The sequence below is a fragment of the Streptomyces sp. NBC_01142 genome, from assembly GCF_026341125.1.
Lineage (GTDB): Bacteria > Actinomycetota > Actinomycetes > Streptomycetales > Streptomycetaceae > Streptomyces.
In genome coordinates this window covers 1911236-1933832 of the sequence record NZ_JAPEOR010000002.1, presented here as the reverse complement: position 1 = coordinate 1933832, position 22597 = coordinate 1911236, and the positions used below count along the sequence as shown (strand labels likewise).

Below are 22597 nucleotides of genomic sequence, written 5' to 3'. Positions count from 1 at the left end.
GTGTCGGCCCGGTGTCGGGTCGGTCACCCGAGTGGGGCAGCGGAACAGGGCGTACCACCTCAAAACGTCACAGGGTGGGTGAGGTGTCCCCCATTCCGTAGCCGGAGGTCCACGTGGAGGGTCAGCAGTCACCCCAGGGAACACCCGGGGGAGTGGAACGTGGGCGCCTCCGCAGCGCCGCGGCTGCCCTCACCTCTCTCACGGCGCTCGCCGCCACGTCCCTGGTCGCGGGTCCCGCGGTGGCCGAGTCGGCGGCGGGGCCCTGCGCGCTGCCCCGCACCCCCGCCCACCACTCCCTGGGCCTCGACACCTGGAACGGCTCCTATCCGCGCCCGGTCACCCGTCTCGACGCGGTCATGGTCTTTCTCTCGTTCCCCGACTCCGTGCCGCTGAACGGGCCGGACGTCCTCGCGTCCGACCACTTCCCGGCCACCAGCGAGTTCTTCCGGCAGGCCTCGTACGGAAAGTTCGCGCTGCGCCCGCACCCGGAGCGCGAGTGGGTGGAGATGCCGAAGGCCTCGACGTCGTACGGGATAAGGCGGGACTGGGAGGCCGGGCAGCGCTCCACGTATCTGCGTGACGCGATCGCCGCGGCCGACCCGGCGGTCGACTTCTCCCGCTACGACGTCGTCTATCTGGTCGCCGACCCGGACGCGCCCGGCGTCGACTCCGACGCGACGAAGGTGGTCAACTTCGACAAGGCGCTGCACGCCGACGGCGTCGACATCAGGCGCGTCGTCACCGTCTTCGAGCGGCATCCACCGGACCGCAATGTGCTGGCCCACGAGACCGGGCATGTCTTCGACCTGCCCGACCTCTACCACCGGCCGACGGACGGCAAGGGCGACTGGGACACCTATGTCGGGGACTGGGACGTGATGGGCAGCCAGTTCGGACTCGCGCCCGATCTCTTCGGCTGGCACAAGTGGAAGCTGGGCTGGCTGGACCGCAGTGAGGTGCGGTGCGTGACGGATGGCGGGCTGGTCACCCTGGAGCCGGTCGCGGCGGCGCCGGTCCCGGGCGCGAGCATCGGCACGAGGCTCGCGGTCGTCAGGACCGGGCAGAACACCGCGCTGGCGATCGAGGCGCGCGGATCGACCGGGAACGACGAGAACACCTGCACCGAGGGCGTGCTGCTCTACCGCGTCCAGGCCGAGACGGCGTCGGGCGGCGGCCCGATCGAGGTGGTGGACACCCACCCGGAGACCGAGGCGTGCTGGGACACCTCGGTCTACCCGCAGCTGGCGGACGCGCCGCTGGGGGTCGGGGAGACGTTCACGACGCCGGGGACACCGGGCCAGCGGACGAGGGTGGAGGTGGCGGACCGGACGCGTACGGGCGCATGGACGGTCAAGATCTCCACGGTGTAGGGCCGGGGTGGCCGGTGTCGCTGCCGCGGGAACGAAAAAGCCCCTCGCTCTCGCGAGGGGCTTTCTCCGTCTGTGCGCCGCCAGGGACTCGAACCCCGGACCCGCTGATTAAGAGTCAGCTGCTCTAACCAACTGAGCTAGCGGCGCCTGCTGACGTCGTAGACCTTAGCATCCTGATCGGCGGGAGGAAAAATCGATATACGGCCGCTGGGAGAGGAGCTCGCGCGGGCCGCGCGGGCGGCCCGCACACAGGCCCAGAGCAGCACCTCGGGCCCGGGCAGCCAGGGGCGCCGGGTGTCGGGAGCCACCAGCCAGCGCGGTCCGGAGGGGGTGCGGCCGGGGGTCAGCGCCGGGACGGTCACCGCGTCGCCGATGCCGTGGCAGATCAGGGGCGGTACGGAATCTCCCCACTCCTCCCAGCCGAGCAGCGACGGCAGGCGCTGGGCGGTGCCGGGGGCGGCGAAGAGCATCATCCGGCCGAGATGCATGGCGACGGGCCCGGAGCCCGGCCCCTCCGTCCAGAGCCGGTCGAGCATCCGCCGCCCGAAGACCGCGGGCACGTTCACGGCGTCGAAGACGGAGCCGCAGGGCAGTACGGCCGGTGCGGTCGGGCGGGTCTCCCAGAGGGCGAGCATGGAGCGCGGACGGTCCCCTGCGGACGTGAGCCAGCCGGCGCCGGGGGCCGTGACGTGTGCGACGTGGTTGCGGCCCTCCTCCCGCAGGGAGGCGAAGATGTCCGGACGACGCTCGGTCTCGGCGGCGCCGGAGTTCAGCAGGGTCTCGTCTCGCAGCCATGCGGTCATGTCTCCAAGATCTACCCGGAGTGACGACGCGGTTTCTGAGGGTTTGCGGAAATGGGTGCAGCGCGGGGTGGGAGGGGGTATCTTGCGCCCCGGCATATGCCAGGCGGGGTATCGACCGCGCCCGGTGGTCTACGGGGTGTTGTTGCGCAGCAGGTCGCTGCCGAACTCGATCATCTTCCGGGCGTAGTCCTCGGTCCACTCCGCCCGGCGGGCGATGTCCGCGGGGGTGAGGCGGTCGAAGTGCCGCGGGTCGGCGAGCTGGGCCGCCGCGATCGCCTGGAACTCCAGGGCCCGGTCGGTCGCCGCGCGGAATGCCAGGGTCAGTTCGGTGGCCCGGGTCAGCAGCTCCCGCGGGTCCTCGATGGACTCCAGGTCGAAGAAGTGCTCGGGGTCGGCGGCAGCCTCCGACGGCTCGAAGAGCAGCGGGGCCGGTCGCAGCCGTCGCTCGCTCCGCTCGGGTTCCGCCATATGGGTCTCCTCCTCGCACGTGTGCGGCCCGCGTTCGGGGCCGCCATCCATTCTCCCGCTCACCGCAAGTGGGTCTACGGCCGCCAGCTCACCCGGTGTTCCGCCAGATGGGCCATCACCGCGTGATTCGCCTCCCAGCCGTCCGGGAACTTCACCGTCACGCCCAGCTGGACCGGCTCCGTCGAAGGGTGCTCGTCCAGCAGGTCCGTGACGCCCGCGCGGCACACCACGATGCACGCGTGCCGGTGACGGGACGCGAGCACACACAGGCGCCCCGTCTCCAGGTGGAACGCCGTCGCGTCCGGGCGGCCCGAGAGCGGGTGCAGGACCACCGTGACGTCGTACTCCCGCCCCTGGAGGCGGTTCGCCGTGTCCACGGTGACGTCGCGCACCCCCACCTCGGCGAGCGCCGCCCGCACCGCCGCTGCCTGGTCGCGGTGGGCCGTGCCGACCGCGATCCGGTCGGCGGTCACCGGGACCGGCCCCTCGGAACGTTCGCTGGTCGCCACGCCCCCGCGGTCCAGCAGCCGGCGGACGACCAGGGCCACGGCCCGTACCGCCTCGGGGTCCGTACGGGGCGTGCGGCGGGCGGGCAGCTCCAGCAGGCCCCACCCCGACTGAGCCGCCTCGTCCAGCACCCGGTCGGGACCCGAGCCGTCCGACGGCACCCCGAAGGCGAGCCGCCGGTCGTCCGGACCCGTACCGCTGCGAAAGGGGGTGTACGGGTAGAAGGCGTCGGACACCAGGGGCGCGGCGGACGCCGGGAGCCGCCAGGAGACGGGCAGCCGGTGCTGCGGCAGCTCCGGGTTGTGCGCCAGGAGTGTCGAGACCGCGCTCGCGGAGGGGTCGTACGACAGCCCGGCCCACTGGTCCGCGCCCACGATCGAGAAGGGGTCCAGCTGGCCCGGGTCGCCGACGAACAGCGCGCGTTCGAAGAGCCCGGCGACGGCGAGCAGCGCGTCGGAACGCATCTGGTACGCCTCGTCGACGATGGCGTGCCGCCAGGGTTCGACGCCCTGCACATGCGCCCACTTCGCTGCCGTCGAGATGACGATGTCCAGGCCCGCAAGGTCCCCCGCCTTGGCGGACGTGCGGACGTTGTCCAGCTCGTCGAGCGATGCGTCGTACGGATCGGGGTCGTTGCTGTGCAGCCGCCCGACCGGCAGCCGGGGGTCCTTCTCGGCGAGCCGGACGACCAGGTCGTCCACCTGCGCGTTGGTCTGTGCGATGACCATCAACGGCCGCCCGGCCGCGGCCAGTTCGCGTGCGGCGTGCACGACCAGCGTGGACTTGCCGGCACCCGGCGGGGAGTCCACGACGACTCCGCGGTGCGACCCGTGCAGCGTGTCGGAAAGGATCGCTTCGGTGGCCCGCGCGGCCTCGCCGGACGGATCGAAGACGCCCGTCACAGGGCACCTCCGCGGCTGAGCCCCCGCTGCGCGAAGCAGCCGTGCCCCGAGGGGGGCCAGACACGCGCGCCCGGGCATTCAGGGGTGGACGGGTGGGAGAAGCCCACCCGGTTCACGGATGGCCGGGTCACAGGACGTCCTCCGGGGTCACGGGGTCGGGGTTCTCCCCGGACGCGCCCGGGGGGCCGCCGTGCGTCCATGGGGTTTCCTCCGGGTCCGGGAGTTTCGGGCCGCCCCGCTGATCGTGCTCGAACAGGGTCCAGGCGATCCGGTCGCCCTTGACCGGTACGGTCCCTTCCGCCGGGTCCTTGGAGCGGCCCATGCGGTCCAGCAGCCGCAGCACCAGCGCGCCGTCGCCGTCGTACCGTACGAACTCCGCCGACTGCGGCCTGCCCTCCAGGGAACGGTAGACCTTCACCCGCTCACCCAGATGCGGGCGGTCGTCCGTGCGGACCGTGACCAGGGGGCGCGGGCTCGGCCGTTTCGACTCCGACCAGGCCGGCACGACCTCCGTCACCTCACCCGTGAACGCCTCGCCCGCCAGCCTGCGCCCCGCCAGCACCAGCGGGTCGTCCAGCGCCTCCTGGGCCTCCAGTTGCGCCTGGGCCGTCTCGCGTGAGGCGAGCTTCTGCGCGGCCGTCACCGCGTCGTCGCGGCGCGGCTGCGGCGGCTCGCCCGCCCGTACGCGGTCGCGGTGGGCCGTGAACGACCAGCGGTCGCGTGTCCAGCGGTCCGCGACCCGGGACCCCTGCGGCAGCTCCCGCAGCAGGTCGAGGGAGCGCCACACCGCGTCCCACGTCGGCCGCATCCGGCTCTCCAGCAGCCCCCGGATCTCCCGCTCCGCACCGGCCAGCCGGGCCAGCTGCTCGTCCGCCGCCATCCCGTCCTCGGCCGCCGACAAGGCCGTACGCGCCCGGTCGTAGCGCTCCATCGCGGGCGCCAGCAGCCTGTTGTCGAACGCCGGGTCGGTGGCCGGCCCGGCCGGCGGGCACACCAGCTGCCCCTCCCGGTCCCGCGCCAGCTCCGCCCGCAGTGCCGCCTGCGCACCCGATGCGCCGTCGGGAGGGGCGATCCAGGCGAGCAGCGCACCCAGATGCTGGTCCTCCAGGCTGGACTGGCCACTGGCCCAGTGCCGGTTCAGCAGATCGGTCGCGGAGAGCAACAGGGACGAGCCCGGCACCCTGGCCCGCTCGCCGTAGTGCGTCAGCCAGCGCCCCAGCAGCGGAACGCGCGGCGGCGCCGGGAAGGGCGTGTCGGGGTCCTGCTCGGCCGTACGACGGAACCGCATCGAGCGGCCCAGCAGCCGTACGAAGTCGATGCCCGCGCGGCTCGGAACGATCAACTGCGGTGCGTCCGCGCACAGCTCGACCTCGACCTTGACCCTCTTGCCGGTCTCCGGGTCGGTTTCGTTCCGCTCGGCCGGCTCGACGTCGTCGGCGTACGCGTCCAGATACGGCAGCACCGCCTCCGCCAGCTCGCCGAGGAACGCGAACCGCAGATCGCGGTCGCGCGGCTGCGCGACGGCAAGCAGCCGCGGCGCGTCCCGGTCCGTGCCGACGAGCGCGCCCAGCGGAGCGCCCGCCTCACCGGCGGTGGTGAGCGGTACGAGAACGAGCGGCCGGTCGCCCAGATGCCGGTGGAGCACGGTGGTGAGAGGCGTCGCCCGCCCCGACTCCACGGCCTCCAGCCGAGCGAGGGTGGAGATCAGCGACATCCGGCCCCCTCCAGTGCCTCGGCCCGCAGCGCCGCCGCTCTGCGCAGGGCCGCGACCGCCGGGTCGTCCGGGTCCCCGGCCGCACCCCTGGCCGCCGCCAGGACGTCGCCGATCGTCGTCAGGCCGCCCAGCTCGCCCCGCACCCCGCGCCCCAGCACCTCCACGGCGCCCGACTCGCGGGCCCGGTCGCGGCAGTGGAAAGCCAGCTCGCAGGCGGCCAGGCACTCGGGGGCGTAGGCCGCGGACACCGACTCGACCGCCGCCGTCAACTCCTCAGCCGGGCGCTCCAGATCGAAGGTGGTGCCCCCGGGCAGCAGGTCGGCGATGTCCTCGACACGCGTCAGCCGGGCCAGCTGGCGCCGAGTCACCGACAGCTGCTTGCGAACGTCGACGACGGACGCGGTCGGCAGATTGGAGAAGTCCTTGGGGCACACGAGCAGCACGCTGTGCGCCACCCGCGCGCCGTCCGTCAGCGCGGCGACCCGCTCCAGCGCCAGGACGTACACCGCGGCCTGGCGCGCCGCCGCGCCGACCTTCGCCGCGTCAGCCGAGGCGTCGATCATCGGGAAGGACTTGATCTCGACGACCGTCCACCGGCCGTCGGGGTGGACGACGACCGCGTCCGGCTCCAGATAGGCGGGGGAGCCCGCCACCTCCAGGGCGAGCATGGGGTGGTCGAGCAGCGACCAGGCCCCGGCCGCGGTGGCCTCGCGCAGTGCCAGCGCGGTGCGGGCCGCGCGGCCCTCGGGACCGGCGGCCGCCAGATCGGGAACCCGGACATCGGCCGGCGTGTCCAGGCCCAGCAGTCGCATCAGCTCCGTACCGCCGTCGGCCTTGACCTTCGCCTCGAAGGCATTGCCGCGCATGAACGCGAACTGCGACTGTCCGAAAGCGGCCGGGGACCCCAGCGCGGTGGCGAGCGCCGCCTTGTCCACCCCGGCGCCGTCCAGCAGCGCACGCCGCTTGCAGCCGGGGTTGGCGGCGAGGGCGGCCAGCGCGCGGGCGTCGAGCGGATGGGGCTGGGCAGCAGGGCCGCGCAGCTCAGCGAGCCGCTGCCGTAGTGCTGTCGTCGGCGCCTGCGGAGGAGGTCCGCTGTCCAGGGATTCGCTCACCCGCGGAAGTCTCGCATCCGGCACTGACAATCGAGGGCTTCACGCCGGAACCGGAAGGAACCCAGCGCGTCCGCACCCGGTCGGCGAGCCGCATCGCGGGCCTGGTCAGCAGCGCGCCGATGCCCATCACGGCGGCCCCGGCGACCGCGTCCAGGAAGTAGTGGTTCGCCGTTCCCATCACCACGAGCGTGGTGAGCAGCGGGTAGGCGACGCCGAGGGTCTTCATCAGCGGCGTACGGCCGTGCCGCCACAGCATCACGCCGCACCACAGCGCCCAGCCGACATGCAGGCTCGGCATGGCGGCGTACTGGTTGGTCATGCCGCCCATGCCGCGCGGCGCGCTCGCCTCGCCGCCCCACCAGCCGTACGAGCTGTACTGGGCCATCGTGTCGACGAAGCCGTGCGAGGCGGCCAGCAGCCGGGGCGGGCAGGTGGGCATCAGCGTGAAGCCGACCAGGCCGAGGAGGGTGGAGAGCATCAGCCAGGTGCGGGCGGCCCGGTAGCGGGCGGGGCGTCGTCTGAAGAGCCAGACCAGCACGGCCGGGGTGACCAGATAGTGCAGGGAGGCGTAGGCGAAGTCGGCGGGTATGCCGAGGGCCGGGGTGTCGGTGAAGAGCCGGTTGAGCGGGTGCTCGGCGTTGAGGAAAAGGGCCTTCTCGGCCCGGAGTATCGCCAGGCCGTGGTCGACCGCGGTCGTCACATCGCCGCGGGCGAGCAGCCGGCCGCCCGAGTACGCGGCGTAGACCACGACGAGCAGCAGCAGTTCGGTCCACCAGCGGGGCCGACGGCGCGGCGCGGTGTACGGCATCCGTACGTTCTCCCTCTTTTGTTCAAGTGGCCTTCGGCTGTTCGGGCGGGCTTCGGCCACCGGTCAACCGTACGGTGTATAAGGCTGGGCTCTGCTGGCGGGTACCGGCCTGTACAAGACGCCGAGATCGTTCCGGAGGTTGCCCGCCGTTCAAGTGCGGGATGATGGAACGCCACCGGATGGTGACCTTCAGGACCTCGGCACGTGCGGACCTCGGCACGTCAGCACTTCAGGGAGAACTCCCATGGCACCGCGCATCCTGCTCGCCCGGCACGGCCAGACCGAGTGGTCACTGCTCGGCAAGCACACCGGCAGGACGGACATCCCCCTGATCGACGAGGGCCGACGCGGAGCGAAACTGCTGGGCGAACGGCTGCACCGGTCCCCGTGGTCGGGCCTCGAGGGCGTCGAGGTGCGCACCAGCCCACTCGTCCGGGCGAGCGAGACCTGCGCAATTGCGGGCTTCGGGGACCGGGCGCAGGAGTGGGACGCGCTGATGGAGTTCGACTACGGGGCGTACGAGGGCATGACCCCGGCAGAGATCTGGGCGGACCGCCCCGACTGGTTCATCTGGCGCGACGGCGTTCCCGTGGGGTCCCCCCTGGCGAAGACGCGCGGGGAGACCCTGGCCGAAGTCGGCGCCCGCGCGGACGAGATCATCGCCTGGGCCAAATCGGCCGACCGGGACGTCATGATCTTTGCGCACGGCCACATCCTGCGGGTGCTCGGCGCGCGCTGGCTGGACCGGGAGCCGTCCTTCGCGGCCCGGATCCGCCTGGATCCGACGAGCCTCTCGATCCTGGGCTGGGCGTACGGCGCCCCGGCAATGGACCGCTGGAACGACACGGGCCACCTGGAGTCCTGAGCACCTGGAGTCCTGAGCACCTGGAGTCCTGAGCCCCCGGAACCGGGCCGGACCCGCGGACGCCGGGACGTTACGTCCTGCGGTTCAGGCCGTTACGTCCTGCGGAGTGCCCCCGCGTGGCGGTCCAGGAAACCGGACACGCCTCCCGTCCGGCGCTGAGGGAGCAGGACACGGGCCGTGTCCGACAGCATCGTCTGGATGCGCGACGACTGGACCTCGTCCAGCAGGTCCAGCACCTGGTGGCCCGCGGCCGCCGCCTCGTCCGGAGCTCCCGCGTGCGCGAGGTCCATCGCGAGTTCCGCCCGGTACAGCGCCAGGTTCCGGGTGAAGCGGTGATCCTGGAGCACCGTCGCCCGCCGGGCGTGGCGGGCCGCGCGGGCCCATTCGCCCAGCGCCGCCCAGCACTGCGCCTCCAGCGCCTCCCGTTCCGGCTCCCCGAAGAAGGACATCCACTCGGGGTCGGCGTCGGACGGGCCCCGGTCGAAGAGCGTGTGCGCCCGGGCCATCGCCTGCTCGCAGGCCGTACGGTCCGCGAGTCCCGCCCAGCCGCCCGCCTCCCGCATGGCCAGCAGGCACAGCAGCCGGGGAGAGGACAGCCGGTGCGCCGCCCGCTGGCCCGCCTGTGCCGAACGCACCGCCTCCCGGTGCCGGCCGGCGTCCCTGGCCAGGAACGACGTATTGCAGAAGGCATGCGCCTCGAGTGCCGGGTCGCCCGCCACCCGGGCGGTCGCCAGCGCCTCCGCGTAGTGCGAGCGGGCGTCGTCGCAACGGCCCGAGTCGTGAGCCAGCCAGCCCACCGAGATGGCGAGTTCGCCCGCCCCGGCGTGCAACCGGTCGGCCGTGGATCTGCGGGTCGCGGTCCCCGCGTCGAGCAGGGCGTACGCGGCCCGCAGCGGCTGCGCGGCCTGCCGGTAGAGCCCGTCGGCGCCGTGCCGGTCGTCGAGCAGCCGGATGCGTCGCACGGCCGATTCGACGGCGCTCACCTCCGCCTCGCCCACTCGCCGCTGTGCGGGCATGGTGCCGAGCCCGAGGGAGACGGCCGCCACCGTGGCGGAGCCGCTCGTCATGAATGCGCGACGCAGCACGTCGCTCTCCTCGTCGATATCGCTGAAGCTGGTGCAGGGGGTGGTGCTGTCGAAAGGGCAGAAGGGGTGGGCCTGTTCGAGCTGCCGGGCGGCAGGAGCCCCCGCGCCCCGGCCGCGTACCCTCTCCCGCGCCGTGAAACCGAGGTCCTCCAGCGCCAGGCCGGGGAACATGTGCAGGAACACCCGCTCGTAGGCGTAGTTCGGACAGCGGATCTCACCGGCCTCGACGCGCCCGATGTAACGGGCGTCGCACGAGACCTGCTCGCCGATCTCCCGGGCGGCCTTGCGAACCGCCGCCGCGAACTCCCCCGGCGAGCGCTGTCCGCGCAGCCTGCGGAAAGCGAGGTTGGGAACTGCCCGTGATGCCTGTGACGATGACGTCATGGCCGAGCCCTCTCTTGGTGCAGCCGTGTTCCGGCGGAGCAAGAACGTACCCGCTGTGACCGGGTGCGCACACAGGGTTTAGTTACAAAAGGGATATCTCACCCACGATCTGCCATGAACTGCCATCCTTTGCGGCGGCGTGCCGCCGTAGCCATTGACGAGAACGGGCGTTGAACCATGTGGAGACCCGGAACGTGTCTCCACTCGAGCGAGGAGGGGATCCCCTTGTTGGAGGTCGGCATGGAGACCAGCGCCAATAACGGCTCACGGACGACTGCGACGACTGCAACGACTGCTCGGCACAGGCCCACCCAGGACAGCAGCGCACCACCCGGGGACGGCGCCGCGGCCGAACCCTGCGATCTGGTGACCGTCCCCGCCCGGCAGGGGCTGGAGGCGGTGGACATTCTGCGCCGTGCCTCCTCTCCTGCCGTCGGCCCTGTGCTCCACGACGGCACCTGCGACACCCTCGGCTTCCTTGTGCCGCCCGGCACCGCGGACGGCTGGGACATGCCGGGCAGCGCCTGTACGCAGACCTCGGGGCGCGGTCTCCGTATCCCTGCCGAGGTCCCGGTCACCGGCTCCGGCTGGCTGCTGCCGCCGGACGACGGGGGGCTGGTCACCGACCCTGCGGTCCTGCGCGAGGCCCTCGATGAGGCGGCCCGCCTCATCGAGGCCGCCGACAACTGTTGCTGAACACCTTTGCCGCCGGACTCCTGCTGTCCGGCTCCTGCCTGCTGTCCGGCTGCTTCCTGCTGTCCGGCTCCTGCCTGCCGGCCGCGCGGGGGCCGCCACCGGGCCGGGGTCCGATAATGGGCGCGTGGCAAAGAGCAAGCGGCGCGGCCGTACGGACGGGGGCGGCTCCGAAGCTGTCCTGGAACAGGTGGACGGCGGGATGGCGGAGCTGATACCCGACCGGGAGCGGCCGCACGGCTGGACGCTGCTGATCGACGGCGCCCCGCAGTCCCATGTCGACCTCGACGACCCCACCCATCTCTCCTTCGAGTACCAGCGCCGCCTCGGCCACATCGCCGATCTCGCCGCCCCGCCCGGCCGCCCCCTCCAGGTCGTCCATCTCGGCGGCGGGGCCTTCACGCTCGCCCGCTACATCGCCGCCACCCGCCCCCGCTCCACCCAGCAGATAGTCGAGCTGGACGCAGCCCTGGTCCAACTGGTGCGCAGAAAGCTTCCATGGGACCCGAACGCCCGTATCCGGGTCCGGTCCATCGATGCCCGCGACGGGCTCGGCAAGGTCCAGGACGACTGGGCGGACCTGGTGATAGCCGACGTGTTCAGCGGCGCCCGCACCCCCGCACATCTGACCAGCACCGAGTTCCTCGGCGAGGTGCGAAGAGTCCTGAAGCCGGGCGGGTACTACGCCGCCAACCTCGCCGACGGCCCGCCGCTCGCCCACATCCGCGCCCAGGTCGCCACCGCCGCCGCCGTCTTCCCCGAACTCGCGCTCGCCGCCGACCCGACCGTGCTGCGCGGCCGCCGCTTCGGCAACGCCGTGCTGCTCGCCTCGGACGTCACGCTGCCTGTCGCCGAACTGACCCGCCGCATCGCGGGCGACCCGCACCCCGGCCGGGTCGAACACGGCAGGACGCTCACCGACTTCACAGGCGGCGCGGCCGCGGTCACCGATGCGAGCGCCAAGCCCTCACCGGCACCGCCGCCGGCCGTCTTCAGGTAGGGGTACGGGGTCCCACGCCGGCCGTTGCACCGGCGTCGTCGCCCTCAATGCTCGTCGCCCCAGGTGCTCGTCGCCCCAGGTGCCCGTCACCGCCGGCGCCCGTCGCCCCAGCGCCCGTTGCCCTCAGCGCTCGTCGAACTGGACCATCGGCGGGTGGCCGTTCCAGGTGCAGAAGACCGAGACCTCGCGGCCGTCCTGGGTGAAGGTCACCCGGATCCATGTCGGTTGCTTCCAGACCTGCATCTGCCAGCCGGCCGCCGGGGTCGCGGAGACCAGCTCCGCCGACGACTTGCCGATGTCGAAGACCACCCGGCCGCCCGAGACCGTGTAACCCTTCACATTCCCCGGCGCGGGCGGCGGGGACGAGGAAGGCGGGGCGGACGACGGCGCCCTGGTACCGGGCTTCCCTGCCGGGGCAGTTGGCGACGGCTTGTCGTTCTTGTCCGGCGTGCCGGGCGTCGACGACGAGGGGCTCGGCGGGCGTTGCGTGGAGGCGGACTGCGGCTTCGAGTCCTGTCTGGTGGCGCTGTCCGCGGTGATGGGCAGCGCGCGCGGACGGTCGTACGCCGTCCCGGACATGACGGTGTGGACGCCCCACCAGGACAGCGTCACCGCCGCGCCGGTGGACAGCGACCACGCCATGGCATGTACGAGTCCTCGATGCATCCCGGCCATATTGCACCACACACGTCACGTCTGTCCCAGGAGGGACCGGGGTACTCCGGATGGCGTACGGTGCCGCCCATGGCAAGTGTGCTCGTGGTCGAGGACGACCAGTTCGTGCGCTCCGCCCTCATCAGGCACTTGACCGAGGCCTCCCACACCGTACGGAGCGTCGGCACGGCCCTCGAGGCGCTGCGCGAGGTGGCCCATTTCCGATTCGATGTCGTCATCCTCGACCTCGGACTGCCCGATCTGGACGGGTCCGAGGCACTGAAGATGCTGCGCGGAATCACCGACGTACCGGTGATCATCGCGACCGCGCGGGACGACGAGACGGAGATCGTGCGGCTGCTCAACGACGGTGCCGACGACTACCTCATCAAGCCTTTCTCCGTGGAGCATCTGTCGGCACGGATGGCGGCCGTACTGCGCCGCTCGCGCGTCGCCGCCGGGGAGGCTCCGCCGAGCCGGGTCATCCAGGTCGGCGGGCTCTCCATCGACCCGCTGCGCCGCCAGGCCGAGTTGGACGGGAACGCCCTCGACCTCACCCGTCGGGAGTTCGACCTGCTGGCCTTCCTGGCCGGGCGGCCCGGCGTGGTCGTGCCCCGCAAGGAGCTGCTCGCCGAGGTCTGGCAGCAGAGTTACGGCGACGACCAGACCATCGACGTCCATCTGAGCTGGCTGCGCCGCAAGCTCGGTGAGACCGCGGCACGGCCCCGCTACCTGCACACCCTGCGCGGCGTCGGCGTGAAGCTGGAGCCGCCGGGCCAACCCGGTTCCCACGGGCACGGTCCTCACGGGCACGGTCCGACGGGACACCGTCCGAACGGGCATCAGCCATGAGATGGGCGCTGATCAAGGTCTCCCTGGCCGTCACCGCCATGGTCGTACTGGCCTTCGCGCTGCCGCTGGGCCTCGTCATCAAGGAGATGGCCAGCGACCGGGCCTTCTCCAACGCCGAGCGGCAGGCCGCCACCATCGGCCCCACCCTCTCCATCACCGCCGACCGCGGCCCGCTGGAACGGGCCGTGATGTCCACACCGGCCGGCTCGGCCGGCCGGATGGCCGTGCACATCCCGGCCGCCACCGAGCCCGGCAGCCGGCCGCTGGAGATCGGCACCCGCCGGGCCGCCAAGAAGGACATCGCGACCACCCAGCGCCTCGGCCGCGCCACCATCACCGAGGTGACCGGCGGCTCCGCGCTGCTCCAGCCCACCGCGATCGGCACCGGCCAGATCGCGGTCATCGAGGTCTTCGTTCCCGAGGGCGAGGTCTCCAACGGCGTCGGCACCGCCTGGCTGGTACTCGCCGGCGTCGGCATCGCGCTGATCGTCGGCTCGGTCGCCGTCGCCGACCGGCTCGGCGTCCGGATGGTGCAGCCCGCCCAGCGGCTCGCGGGCGCCGCGCACGACCTGGGGGAGGGCAAGCTGGGCGCGCGCGTACCCGAGGAGGGACCGACCGAACTGCGCTCCGCCGCCATCGCCTTCAACTCCATGGCCGACCAGGTGGTCCAGCTCCTCGCCAACGAACGCGAACTGGCGGCGGACCTCTCGCACCGGCTGCGTACGCCGCTGACCGTGCTGCGCCTCAATGCCGCCTCTCTCGGCAGCGGCCCCGCCGCCGACCAGACCAGGGCAGCGGTCGAGCAGTTGGAGCGCGAGGTCGACACGATCATCCGTACGGCCAGGGACGCCAAACCGCAGACCGCGGCGACCGGCCCCGGCGCGGGCTGCGACGCCTCCGAGGTCGTCCGGGAGCGGATGGAATTCTGGTCGGCGCTGGCGGAGGACGAGGGCCGCAAGGTGCGGGTCGCGGGCGTCGACCGCCCCGTACGCATCCCGGTCGCCCGCCCCGAACTGGCCGCCGCACTCGACGCGCTGCTCGGGAACGTCTTCCGCCACACCCCCGAGGGCACGGCCTTCTCGGTGGACGTGCACAACGGCGACGACGCGGTCATCGTCCTGGTCTCGGACGCGGGCGCCGGTATCGCCGACCCGGAGGCGGCGCTGGCCCGCGGCAACAGCGGGGCCAGGGACGGTTCGACGGGCCTCGGACTGGACATCGTGCGCCGGGTCGCGGAGTCGACGGGCGGAGACGTACGGATCGGCAGCTCGGTGCTCGGCGGCACAGAGGTACGGATCTGGATCGGCCTCGATCCCCGCGAGTACGCGGCCGCGGAGCGACGGCGGGGCCACCGCGGGACGGTCAAGCGCCGCAAGCGCGCATCCGCCTGATTCCGGTTTCGTGATTCCGGTTCCTGATTCCGGTTCTACGACGCCGGTTTCACGATTCAGTGGTCTCAACCATTAATCGGTTCCGATGCCTTCCTTAAGGGCGGCCTAAGAAGCCCAACGGCAGTCCCGAACCGGTCATTTGTCCGGTTCGGGGTCGCTAGCGTGCTGCCACACCCCCACTTCCGTAACACAGAGGCAGGCACGCAATGGGCAGTAGTACGCACCGGCGCAGGGCGAGCGGCAAGGTCAAGTCCGTCGGCGCGGTCGTCGCGGCAGCGGTGATCGGCGGCGCGGCGTTCGCGTTCACCGGCACCGCGCAGGCCGCGGCGGTCGGCGCCGCGTACACCAAGACCAGTTCCTGGACCGGCGGGTACACCGGCCAGTACGTCATCACCAATGGCACCGACAAGGCGCAGTCGGACTGGACGCTCGAATTCGACCTGCCCGCCGGGACCACGATCGGTTCGCTCTGGAACGGCGAGCACACCGCCAAGGGGCAGCACATCACCGTGAAGCCCGCGAGCTGGAACAAGGAGCTCGCCCCCGGCGCGTCGGTGACCGTCGGCTTCGTGACCGCCGCGAGCGGCACGGCGACGGCAGCCGACCCCACCTCCTGTGTGATCAACAAGATCAAGTGTTCGGTCGACTCCGGCGCGACGCCACAGCCGAGCGGCCGCCCCACCGAGCAGCCCAAGCCCACCCCGACGGCGACGGCCACCCCCACGAAGCCCCCGACGTCCACGCCGACGTCCGCGACGCCGACGCCCACGCCCACCAAGACGCCGTCCCCGACGCCCACCGAAACCCCCGGCGGCGGCACCGGGACCGGCGCGGGCTACGCGCCGTACATCGACACCTCGCTCTTCCCGGCGTACGACATGGTGGACACGGCCACCAAGACCGGCGTGAAGGAGTTCAATCTCGCCTTCATCACCTCCGGCGGCAGCTGCGCCCCGCTCTGGGGCGGCGTCACCGACCTGGCGAGCGACAAGGTCGCGGCCCAGATAGGCGCGCTGCGCGCCAAGGGCGGTGACGTCCGGGTCTCCTTCGGCGGCGCGGCCGGCCATGAGCTGGCGCTGAACTGCTCCTCCGCCGGCGAGCTGGCGAAGGCGTACGGCAAGGTCGTCGACGAGTACAAGCTGACCAAGGTCGACTTCGACATCGAGGGCGCGGCCCTGCCGGACACCGCCGCCAACTCCCGCCGCTCGCAGGCCATCGCGCAGCTCCAGAAGTCCCACCCGGGGCTCGATGTCTCCTTCACGCTCCCCGTCATGCCCGAGGGCCTGACCCAGCCCGGCGTGGACCTGCTCGCCGACGCCAAGAAGAACGGCGTGAAGGTCGACGCGGTCAACATCATGGCGATGGACTACGGGCCGGCGTACAGCGGTGACATGGGCGAGTACGCCATCCAGGCCGCGACGGCGACCCAGGCGCAGATCAAGGGCGTGCTCGGGCTCTCGGACGCCGCCGCGTGGAAGGCCGTCGCCGTGACCCCGATGATCGGTGTCAACGATGTCGTGACCGAGATCTTCAAGGTCGACGACGCCACGCAGCTGGTGGACTTCGCGAAGTCGAAGGGTCTGGGCTGGCTGTCGATGTGGTCCTCGACCCGCGACAAGCAGTGCGCGGGCGGGGAGAAGCCCGCCGCGGACGCGACGTGCAGCTCGATCCTCCAGGAGCCGCTGGCCTTCACCAAGGCGTTCTCCGCCTACAAGTAAGCCGCCTACGAGCAGGCCGTCTGCAAGCAGGCTGCCTGCGGACAAGCCGCCACCCCCCACCCCACCCCCCACGCGCGTGTCCCGGCCGGACTTCCCCCACCCGGCTGGGACACGCGTTCAGGCCGAGGAGCTCACGGCCTTTCCCGGTGGCCGAGTACGGCTACGGCCCGGTCGAAGGCCGAGTCGCGGCCGTACTCGAACTCCTCGTCGGTGAAGACGGGTTCAGCCAGCTGCGGTGGGATCCCCGGGCCGTCGAAGGTGCGGCCGGAGCGGGTGAGGAATTCCTCGTTGGGCAACCACACCTGCCAGCCGCCGGGGAGCTTGCGCTGCATCACGTCCGAGAAGACGCCCTGCGTGTGCTCCCCGATCCGTACGGTCCGGCCGGGCCGGTCGATCAGTGCCTGGGTGAACGACTCCCCGGCGCTGATCGTCATGCCGCTGGTCAGCACCGCGACCGGGCCGGTGTAGCGGGGCGCGTCCGCGGGCTGTACGTACAGCGGCTGCGGCCGGGTGAAACGGCTCGGGTCGGCGGGGTTGTTCCGGGCCCGCTTGGCGTACGCGAAGTAGGGGCGGTCGGTGAGCCGCCCGGCGAGCTGGAGGCCCAGCTGGTCGGAGCCGCCGCCGTTGATCCGCAGATCGATGATCAGGCCCCGCAGGCGCTCGGTACTTTCCCGGGCGAGGATCGCGTCCATGGCCTCGTCCAGTGCGGCGCTTTGTGCGGCGAAGCCCTTGGTCTTGGAGTAACCGGCGAATCCGGAGATGCGCAAGTAGCCCTGACCGCCCGGCAGTTCGGCGTAGCTGATCCTTCCGCCTGCGAACTGCCGGAGCTTCGCGCCCTTCAGGTCGCGCTTCTCGATGTGCGACGTGACCTTCGCGTCCAGCTCCTCGGTGGGCATGGTGGTGCCGGGCCGGACCATGACGAAGCGTCCGGTCTTGCCGGCCAGCACGGCGACATGCGCGTCGTGCAGGGGAGCCACCATCTCCCGGAAGACCGCGAAGAGTTCGGCGTCGGTCGTGCGGGGGTTGACCCGGGGGCGGTAGCGGTCCCGTACAGCGTTCCAGTCGATGCCCTTGGCATCGAAGAACGGGTAGTTCTCGTGGAGGGTCTGCCAGAAGATGTCGAAGGCCGCGACGGGGCCGCCGGGGGCCTGTGTGAGGCAGTCGGCGGGCAGCGCGTCGATGCGCCGCAGCCCGCGGTCACCGGGCGAGCCGTCGATATGCACGGACGCCCGGTCCGGCCGCGCCTTGGACCGTACGGTGTAGACGTCGCCGTCGCCGTTGGCGTACCTGGCCGCCGCGGGGCTGCCGCCCGCCCTCTTGGCAGAGGCGCCCTTGATACAGCTGACACCGGTGACCTGGTACTCCTGCAGGAGCCCGCCGTCCAGTGACAGCACGGTGCCGTAGCCGTCCATCTGCCAGACCCCGCCCACCGGCGGCGGCGCATGGGCCCCGGCCGGTGCGAGGGGCAGGGCCAGGCCCGCGGTGACGGCCAGCAGGGCGGCCGCCGCGACGGTCCTGCCGATGGTGCCCGAGCCACTCCTGAATTGCATGTTCATGCCTTCCCCGTTGGGTCATCGATCCGGTACCTCGATGATCGACTCGATGATCGACTCGATGACCTCGCGGGGACATCCGGCTGTCCGGTCAGTCAGGGGTGGGGGCAACCCCCGCTACTTCTGAGGGATTCGAGCAGCGCGGCGGGGGCAGGGCCGGGGCGAGGGCCACCTGGTCCGCACCGGGTCACTGCGTCCTGGAGCGTCGCCCGACCAGGAGAAGCGCGCCGATGCCGGCCGCGAGGACCGTGCCACCGAGGGCCCAGGACGCCACGGGCGCAGGCGAGCTGTCGGCGGCCAGGGTGTGGCCGACGGACCCGCAGTCGCCCGTGCCGGGGACCACGCGATAGCGCGCCCAGACCGTGCGACGGGCCTCCGGCCGGGGGTCGTTCCTGTCGTCCTGGTAGACGGCGTACAGGCCGGGCTCGGTGTCGCAGGCGATCGTCGCGGTGGCCGTGAGGACGTTCTTTCCGCCACGCAGCACGGGTTTGCCGGTGAACGCGGGGGAGTTGAGGGTGACCGCACCGTCCGCCGCCGTGCTGTCGCTCGCCACGATCCGGCCGCCCGCCGGGACCTGCCGCACGTCCCAGGCGTTCTGCGGCCAGGGCGTGCCCTTGTCCCAGTGCTCTTCCTTCGGCGTGGGCGGCAGGTCCTTCAGGCGGGTCCGGCACTCGCGCAGTGCGGCGGCATCGGCCTTCTCGACTCGTACGTTGGTGAAGAGCGAGCCGCCGGTGCCGAGCTCGACCGGGTAAGTGCCGGGACTCGCATCGCACTTGACGGCCACGGTCGCGGTCAGCCGGGGGGCGTTCATGCGCAGGGTGCCCTCGGCGAGGAAGGCTTCCGAACGGATCGCGAGTCCGTTCGCGACCTCACCGGCGCGCAGCGTCACCGTGAGGATGTCGCCGGGCTGGACCGGGCGGGTGTCCTCGGGGGCGTACGGCAGAGGGCGGGCCCCTGCGGCCGTCTCGACAGCCTCCGCCGGAGCGGCCATGGAGGCCGTGCCCGCCACACAGGCGAGGGACAACGCCAGGGCGGCTGCGGTGCGGAAGTGGTTCATGGCAACCCCCTGATTTTGTGGCGTTTACACCCTTTGTTGCGTACATGTGTGCGAGTGTCGCGTGGTTACGGACGTTTGGCCCTCTACTAGAGAGACAGTGTGTTGCGTTCACGTTGGTTGCCTGCTCTTGCGCTCATTCTCTGCGCGGGAGCACTCAGCACCGGTCCTGCTACGGCGGCGACCGGCACTCCCCCACCCAGCCCACCCTCCGCCTCGACGAGCGCGACCTCCCCGGTGGCCGCCCCGTCGCCGCCGCCCTCCGCGCCGGTGACGGATCCGCCGTCCGCGCGGCCCTCGCCCCCCGCGACAGCCACCGCAGCACCCTCGTCCTCGCCTTCGCCCTCGTCCTCCGTGGCACCCACCGCCCCGTCCGCCCCCGCCCCTCCGCCCCCGCCGACGCTGACCGAGGAGGAGAAGTTCTGGACGGCCGAGCGCATGGCGGAAGCCGTGCCGGTCGACTCCGCACGGGGGGAGGGGCCCTCCAAGGCGTCGAAGGCGTCGCGGGCCCCGGCGCGGTCAGGGCTGCGGGCAGCCGACGCGCCTCCCGGCACCAAGAAGGGGGAGTACTTCGGCGGCCTGCCGATGGTGGGCACGTTCTTCCACGACGGGACGCCGTTCGGCGGTAAGTCGACGTCGTGCACCGGGAGCGTCGTCCGCAGCGGCAACAAGGATCTCGTCCTCACCGCCGCTCACTGCGCCAACGGCCTCAAGGGCGCCACCCACCGCATCTTCGTACCGCAGTACCGCCATGGATCCTCCACCGCCGACCAGCCCAGCGGCGTCTTCCCCGTCAACAGGGTCTTCATCGACCCGAGGTACAAGCAGAACACCAAGGAGCCCGTCTCCGACCTGGACTTCGCCTTCGCGCGGGTCGCGCCCAACAGCAAGGGCAAGGCCGAGGACGTCACCGGGGCACTGACCTTCACCCGGTCCGCCGGCTACCGCCACAACGCCACCGTGATCGGCTACCCCCACAGCGAGGAGGTCAACAAGAAGCACCAGGCGCTCCGTTGTGATGTCGCCACCTCGCGCCTGCACGGCTTCCGCCAGATGCAGATGACCTGCGGCGGGTTCTACGGCGGGGTCTCCGGCGGCCCGTGGATCACGGACTACGACGCGGCCACCCGCACCGGCAAGATCATCGGCAACACGGGCGGCTACAACGGCGGCGGCAATGACCAGAACGTCGACTGGATCAGCTACTCGCCCCTCTACGCGCAGGACGCCCAACTCCTCTACGACGACGCCGTCGCAGGCACGAAGGACGCGGACATCAAGCGTCCGCCGTACGTGCCGACGACCGACAGCCCCTATTTGCCGGGCAGCGGGGACCTCTGGACGCACGCCAAAGTGATGACCTCCGGTGACTTCTCGGGCACCGGTCACAGCGACCTGATCGTCATCTGGACCGACGGCGAAGTCAGCCTGTACCCCGGCAACGGCAAGGGGGGCTTCCACGCGGAGCGTCGGCTGCTGGCGAAGAACAGCCTCTGGGGGGCGCACGCCGCAACCGTCACAGGCGGCGACTTCACCGGCTCCAACCAGTTCGACCTGCTGGTGCGCTGGTCCGACGGCGAAGTCACGCTCTATCCCGATGTGAGCGCCAAGGGCCTCGGCCACGCCGGGACCCAGATGGCCAAGAAGGACTCGGTCTGGAAGCACGCCACCCAGATATCGGCGGGCCGTTTCAATGCCGCCACCTATGTCACCGACCTGATGGTGCGCTGGAAGGACGGCGAGCTCAGCCTCTACACCAATGTGAGTTCCGGGACCTTCGGCCAGGAGCACAAGCTGCGGGCCGCCGACCCGCTGTGGGAGCACGCCACCCTGCTCACCAGCGGGCAGTTCTCCGGGAATCACAAGTGGGACCTCATGATCCGCTGGTCCGACGGTGAGGTCGACAACTACGTCGGCACCACGACCGCGGGGCTCGGCGTGGAGAAGCGCGTACTGAACGCGAACGACCTGTGGGGGAAGCACGCGTCCGTCATCTCCGCCGGCAACTACACCGCCAACGGACTGGCCGACGACCTCCTCGTCCGCTGGTCGGACGGGGAGACCACGATGTATACGGACTCCCGCTCCGACCGGCTGGGCGCGGAGGTGATGCTCGTCGCGCCCTGATCCGGACGTGACGCCGGCCGTCCCCCGCGGAAGCGGGGGGCGGCCTCGGCCGTCAGGCCCCGGGCAGCTCCGGCAGCTCCGGCGGCTCGGGCGCCTGCGGCAGCTCCGGCAGTTCGGGCGCCTGCGGCAGCACCCCGGTCCGCGCCAGCTCGGCGTACCAGTGCGCACTCGACTTGGGCGTACGCGTCCGGGTCTCGTAGTCGACGTAGACCGCGCCGAAGCGCTTGCCGTAGCCGAAGGACCACTCGAAGTTGTCCAGCAGGGACCAGAGGAAGTAACCGCTCACATCCGCCCCGTCGGCGATGGCCCGGTGGACCGCGGAGAGGTGGCCGTGGAGGTAGCGGATGCGGTCGGGGTCGTGGACCGAACCGTCGGCGGCGGGCTTGTCGTCGTACGCCGCGCCGTTCTCGGTGATCATCAGAGGCAGGCCGGGGGCCTCGCGCGTGTAGTGCAGCAGCAGGTCGTACAGGCCGCTCGGGTCGACCGACCAGCCCATCTCGGTGCGGTCGCCGGGCGGCTGGTGGAAGGAGACCGAGTCGGCGCCGGGCCAGGGGGAGTGGTCGGTGGCGCGGTGGCCGTCGGTGCGCCGGGGGTGACTGTCAGTGGCGTCCGATACAACTGTGGGTGCGTAGTAATTCAGGCCGAGCGAGTCCAGGGGGTGCTTGATGACGGCCAGATCGTCGCCGTGGACGAAGGACCAGTCGGTGAGGGCCGCGGTGTCCGCGAAGAGGTCCTGCGGGTACGCGCCCTTGAGCAGGGGGCCGGTGAAGACGCGGTTCGCGAGCGCGTCGATGCGGCGCCGGGCGTCCAGGTCCTGGGGTGCCTGGCTCCTTGCTCTGACCACGCTGGGGTTGAGACTGATGGAGAGCTGGGCGCGGGCGGGGAGCTGGGCGCGCAGCGCCTGGGCACCCAGGCCGTGGGCGAGGTTGAGGTGGTGGGCGGCGCGCAGGGCGGCAACCGGGTCGGTGCGGCCGGGTGCGTGGACCCCGGAGCCGTACCCGAGAAAAGCGCTGCACCAGGGCTCATTGAGGGTGGTCCACATATCCACGCGGTCGCCGAGCGCGCCGGCGACGATACGGGCGTAGTCGGCGAAGCGGTGCGCGGTGTCCCGCTCGGGCCAGCCGCCCGCGGACTCCAGCTCTTGGGGCAGATCCCAGTGGTAGAGGGTCAGCACCGGCCGGATGCCGTGGTCGAGGAGATCGTCGACGAGGGCGCGGTAGAAGTCGAGGCCGCGCTCGATGGCGGGGCCCCGCCCGGTGGGCTGCACGCGCGGCCAGGAGACGGAGAAGCGGTACGCGTTGACGCCCAGGTCCGCCATCAGCGCCACGTCCTCGGCGCGGCGATGGAAGTGGTCGGTGGCGATGTCGCCGGTGTCCCCGTTCTCGGTCCGGCCGGGGGTGTGGCTGAAGGTGTCCCAGATCGACGGGGTCCGGCCGCCCTCCCGTACCGCACCCTCGATCTGGTACGCGGCGGTGGCGGTGCCCCACAGGAAGGCGGGCGGAAAGGTCAGAGGCGGGACGGACATGCGTGGACTCCC

20 protein-coding genes and 1 tRNA gene are annotated in these 22597 nt (G+C 71.8%); 8 read left to right on the top strand and 13 right to left on the bottom strand.

All coding sequences use genetic code 11. The features are described from left to right. Positions 1-113: 113 nt before the first annotated feature. Positions 114-1370 carry a M6 family metalloprotease domain-containing protein gene (locus tag OG883_RS26190; RefSeq protein ID WP_323180979.1) on the top strand — a complete coding sequence of 419 codons (1257 nt, stop codon included), beginning with the start codon at positions 114-116 and terminating at the stop codon, positions 1368-1370. Between the two features lie 73 nt (positions 1371-1443). On the opposite strand, the gene OG883_RS26185 is transcribed toward OG883_RS26190, so the two are convergent. The 7 genes from OG883_RS26185 to OG883_RS26155 form a co-directional block, all read right to left on the bottom strand. After that, positions 1444-1517: transfer RNA gene (locus OG883_RS26185), tRNA-Lys, on the bottom strand. Next, positions 1508-2173: a hypothetical protein gene (locus OG883_RS26180; RefSeq protein WP_266545399.1), complete on the bottom strand. Its 666-nt coding sequence runs from the start codon at positions 2171-2173 to the stop codon at positions 1508-1510. The genes OG883_RS26185 and OG883_RS26180 overlap by 10 nt, the downstream gene beginning before the upstream one ends. 129 nt (positions 2174-2302) lie before the next feature. Next, positions 2303-2641 (bottom strand): hypothetical protein, encoded by a 339-nt coding sequence (locus tag OG883_RS26175; protein WP_266545396.1) that lies wholly within the window; start codon positions 2639-2641, stop codon positions 2303-2305. A 74-nt stretch (positions 2642-2715) separates the two neighbouring features. Continuing rightward, the gene (locus OG883_RS26170) at positions 2716-4050 is read right to left on the bottom strand and encodes an AAA family ATPase (RefSeq protein WP_266545393.1); all 1335 of its coding nucleotides are present in this window, start codon (positions 4048-4050) and stop codon (positions 2716-2718) included. A 127-nt stretch (positions 4051-4177) separates the two neighbouring features. Continuing rightward, entirely contained in the window at positions 4178-5764 is a 1587-nt protein-coding gene (locus OG883_RS26165) for a hypothetical protein (RefSeq protein ID WP_266545391.1), read from the bottom strand. Then, positions 5755-6876 (bottom strand): hypothetical protein, encoded by a 1122-nt coding sequence (locus OG883_RS26160; RefSeq protein ID WP_266545388.1) that lies wholly within the window; start codon positions 6874-6876, stop codon positions 5755-5757. Before OG883_RS26160 ends, OG883_RS26165 begins: the two co-directional genes overlap by 10 nt. After that, a complete protein-coding gene (locus OG883_RS26155) occupies positions 6806-7684 on the bottom strand; it encodes a phosphatase PAP2 family protein (RefSeq protein WP_266545385.1) in 879 nt (292 codons plus the stop codon). Before OG883_RS26155 ends, OG883_RS26160 begins: the two co-directional genes overlap by 71 nt. A 244-nt stretch (positions 7685-7928) precedes the next feature. Here OG883_RS26155 and OG883_RS26150 point away from each other — a divergent pair, with 244 nt between their 5' ends. Next, entirely contained in the window at positions 7929-8549 is a 621-nt protein-coding gene (locus OG883_RS26150; RefSeq protein WP_266545382.1) for a histidine phosphatase family protein, read from the top strand. 92 nt (positions 8550-8641) lie between these two features. Here OG883_RS26150 and OG883_RS26145 read toward each other — a convergent pair whose 3' ends face one another. Continuing rightward, a complete protein-coding gene (locus tag OG883_RS26145) occupies positions 8642-10018 on the bottom strand; it encodes a tetratricopeptide repeat protein (protein WP_266545379.1) in 1377 nt (458 codons plus the stop codon). Positions 10019-10258: 240 nt separating this feature from the next. On the opposite strand from OG883_RS26145, the gene OG883_RS26140 reads away from it, so the two are divergent. Together OG883_RS26140 and OG883_RS26135 are read left to right on the top strand one after the other, a co-directional pair. Continuing rightward, positions 10259-10714, top strand: coding sequence for a hypothetical protein (locus tag OG883_RS26140; protein ID WP_266545377.1), 456 nt, complete (start codon positions 10259-10261; stop codon positions 10712-10714). A 124-nt stretch (positions 10715-10838) separates the two neighbouring features. Further along, positions 10839-11711: a spermidine synthase gene (locus tag OG883_RS26135; protein ID WP_266545374.1), complete on the top strand. Its 873-nt coding sequence runs from the start codon at positions 10839-10841 to the stop codon at positions 11709-11711. A 123-nt stretch (positions 11712-11834) separates the two neighbouring features. Here the strand turns inward: OG883_RS26135 and OG883_RS26130 are convergent, their stop codons facing one another. Continuing rightward, a complete protein-coding gene (locus OG883_RS26130) occupies positions 11835-12386 on the bottom strand; it encodes a hypothetical protein (protein ID WP_266545371.1) in 552 nt (183 codons plus the stop codon). 69 nt (positions 12387-12455) lie between these two features. Here OG883_RS26130 and OG883_RS26125 point away from each other — a divergent pair, with 69 nt between their 5' ends. The 3 genes from OG883_RS26125 (at position 12456) to OG883_RS26115 (ending at position 16326) form a co-directional block, all read left to right on the top strand. Continuing rightward, entirely contained in the window at positions 12456-13217 is a 762-nt protein-coding gene (locus OG883_RS26125; protein WP_266545368.1) for a response regulator transcription factor, read from the top strand. Then, positions 13214-14608 (top strand): HAMP domain-containing sensor histidine kinase, encoded by a 1395-nt coding sequence (locus OG883_RS26120; protein WP_266545365.1) that lies wholly within the window; start codon positions 13214-13216, stop codon positions 14606-14608. The genes OG883_RS26125 and OG883_RS26120 overlap by 4 nt, the downstream gene beginning before the upstream one ends. A 206-nt stretch (positions 14609-14814) precedes the next feature. After that, the gene (locus OG883_RS26115) at positions 14815-16326 is read left to right on the top strand and encodes a cellulose binding domain-containing protein (protein ID WP_266545362.1); all 1512 of its coding nucleotides are present in this window, start codon (positions 14815-14817) and stop codon (positions 16324-16326) included. Positions 16327-16457: 131 nt separating this feature from the next. Here OG883_RS26115 and OG883_RS26110 read toward each other — a convergent pair whose 3' ends face one another. The 3 genes from OG883_RS26110 to OG883_RS26100 all read right to left on the bottom strand — a co-directional run bounded on the left by OG883_RS26110 (position 16458) and on the right by OG883_RS26100 (position 19298). Further along, complete coding sequence (locus OG883_RS26110; protein WP_266549441.1) at positions 16458-17876, bottom strand: S41 family peptidase; 1419 nt, start codon at positions 17874-17876, stop codon at positions 16458-16460. 190 nt (positions 17877-18066) lie between these two features. Continuing rightward, positions 18067-18936, bottom strand: a complete 870-nt coding sequence (locus OG883_RS26105) for a hypothetical protein (RefSeq protein WP_266545359.1) — start codon at positions 18934-18936, stop codon at positions 18067-18069. An 86-nt stretch (positions 18937-19022) separates the two neighbouring features. Continuing rightward, positions 19023-19298, bottom strand: a complete 276-nt coding sequence (locus OG883_RS26100; protein ID WP_266545357.1) for a hypothetical protein — start codon at positions 19296-19298, stop codon at positions 19023-19025. On the opposite strand from OG883_RS26100, the gene OG883_RS26095 reads away from it, so the two are divergent. After that, the gene (locus OG883_RS26095) at positions 19288-21060 is read left to right on the top strand and encodes a trypsin-like serine protease (protein WP_266545354.1); all 1773 of its coding nucleotides are present in this window, start codon (positions 19288-19290) and stop codon (positions 21058-21060) included. The two genes, OG883_RS26100 and OG883_RS26095, sit on opposite strands and share 11 nt — an antisense overlap. Positions 21061-21112: 52 nt before the next feature. On the opposite strand, the gene OG883_RS26090 is transcribed toward OG883_RS26095, so the two are convergent. Then, positions 21113-22585: a GH1 family beta-glucosidase gene (locus OG883_RS26090; protein WP_266545352.1), complete on the bottom strand. Its 1473-nt coding sequence runs from the start codon at positions 22583-22585 to the stop codon at positions 21113-21115. Positions 22586-22597 lie beyond the last annotated feature (12 nt).